General features: G+C 72.4%; 2 protein-coding genes. Both read right to left on the bottom strand.

Annotation, left to right across the window (positions count from 1 at the left end):
* Positions 1-37: 37 nt before the first annotated feature.
* Positions 38-814: a hypothetical protein gene (locus D7Y13_RS41270; protein WP_120586190.1), complete on the bottom strand. Its 777-nt coding sequence runs from the start codon at positions 812-814 to the stop codon at positions 38-40.
* Positions 811-1,785, bottom strand: a 975-nt coding sequence (locus D7Y13_RS41275) for a site-2 protease family protein (protein WP_120631054.1), incomplete at its 5' end; no start/stop codon positions are given. The genes D7Y13_RS41275 and D7Y13_RS41270, both read right to left, overlap by 4 nt.

Consider the following 1,785-nt stretch of genomic DNA (forward strand, 5'->3'; position numbering starts at 1 on the left):
CCCGGGAAGCGGGCCGGCCAGCGCTTCCCGCTCCCGCCTAGAAGGATCCGCGCAGCATCTGGAAGAGCACCAGCACCAGCACCAGGGCCACCACCAGCACCGCCCCCATCACGGTGTTCTTCACCTTGCGCCCGAACTCCGGCGACGGGCCGTCCGAGGCGAGCGGCACCGCGGAGGTCACCCGGCGCACCACCTCATCCCGCCCGCGCAGCGCCTGGGCATCATCCGGGGTCCGGGCCAGCCGCAGGCGGTACAGCCGGCCCACCATGGCCAGCTCCCCCCGCCCCATCGCCATCGTCAGCAGCCGGTCATGCGTGTCCCAGTCCTGCCACTCCCCCAGGAGCGCGTGCCATTCGGAGGCCAGCAGCTCGGAGGGCTGGTGCTCCTCCGGGAGGAAGTTGGCGTAGACGAGCCCGCACTGCGCGCAGGCCTCCGTGTCCTCGCGCATGGGCGCCACGCACTTGGGACAGTGGCCCGGCGGCGCCTGGAACGGGTCCCCGTCCGGGATGGCGGGCATCACCGACGGCGCATCGGAGCGCACCACGCGCAGCGCGGTGACGCTGGCCCGCGCGGGCACCGGCGGCGCGGACGCGAAGGGCGCCACCATGGGCACGGCCACCGCGACGCCCTCGCTCCCACCGCGAACCCCGTCGTCCGACCGGGGCGCGTCCTGGGACGACGACGGGGCCGGAGAGGGGGTTTCCGCGAGGGTCGTCGCGCCACACGCCCGGCACGTCACGGACAGCTGGCCGTCCTCGACCTGGAAGGACTCCAGCGGGACCAGCCGCTCGCAGCCCTCGCACTGGTACTTCATGACAGCACCTCTCGCAGGGGGACGGGCATCGCGCAACCGATGAGCGCCAGCAGGCACAGCGCGCAGATGACCTTGCGCGCGGGGCTCAGGGGCTCCCCCGGGTCCACCACCTCCGGGTGTCCGAAGCCCACGACCTTGCTCGCCACCACCAGCCACAGGCCCCACGAAGCGGTGACGAACACCGTGAGGAACAACAGCACCCACGCCACGCCCTTGCCCAGCGTCCGCGCCCGGGGCCCGAACACCGCGAACGTCAGGTGCCCGCCGTCCAGCTGGCCCACCGGCAGCAGGTTGAGCAGCGTCACCAGCAGGCCGAACCACGCGGCGATGACCACCGGGTGCACCACCACGTCCTTGCCCTCGGGCACCGGGCCCAGCGCCAGCCACGTCAGCGCCTTCATGATGAGGTTGTCGCCGAACAGCGTCTGCCGCTGGGTGATGACGGCCTCCACCGCGGGCGGCGCGTTCGTCAGCCGCTCCATCGCCCAATGCAGCAGGTTCTGTCCCAGCACCCACAGCGACGAGTCACCCGGGAACGTGGAAGGCACCGGCGGCGAGTCCACCACCGTGGAGTGCAACAGCCCCCAATAGAGCAGCGGCAGCGCCACCACCAGGCCCGCCAGCGGCCCCGCCGCGCCAATGTCCACCAGCGCGTTGCGCGTGGGGATGCGCCCCCGCAGCCGGATGACCGCGCCCAGCGTGCCCAGGCTCCCGGGCACCGGCAGTGGGATGAAGTACGGCAGCGACGTGTCCACCTTGTGCCAACGCGCCAGGACGTAGTGCCCCATCTCGTGCGAGCCCAGGATGCCGAGCAGCGACGCGCTGAAGGCCAGCGCCTGCGCCCGGTCCTCCGGCAACAGCCCCCCTTCGCTGAAGGGAAAGGAGCGCCCGAAGAGCAGCAGGTACGCCAGGAACGTCGTCCCCAGCGTCACCACGAACAGCAAGAGGTGCAGCCACACGCGGGGCGGGGG

Origin of the sequence: Corallococcus praedator (genome assembly GCF_003612125.1) — a bacterium.
In the GTDB taxonomy this organism is placed as follows: domain Bacteria; phylum Myxococcota; class Myxococcia; order Myxococcales; family Myxococcaceae; genus Corallococcus; species Corallococcus praedator.

What these genes read in the sequence shown, in the direction of transcription:
- D7Y13_RS41270 (WP_120586190.1), bottom strand. Translation starts at nt 814, where the DNA reads ATGAAGTACCAGTGCGAGGGCTGCGAGCGGCTGGTCCCGCTGGAGTCC.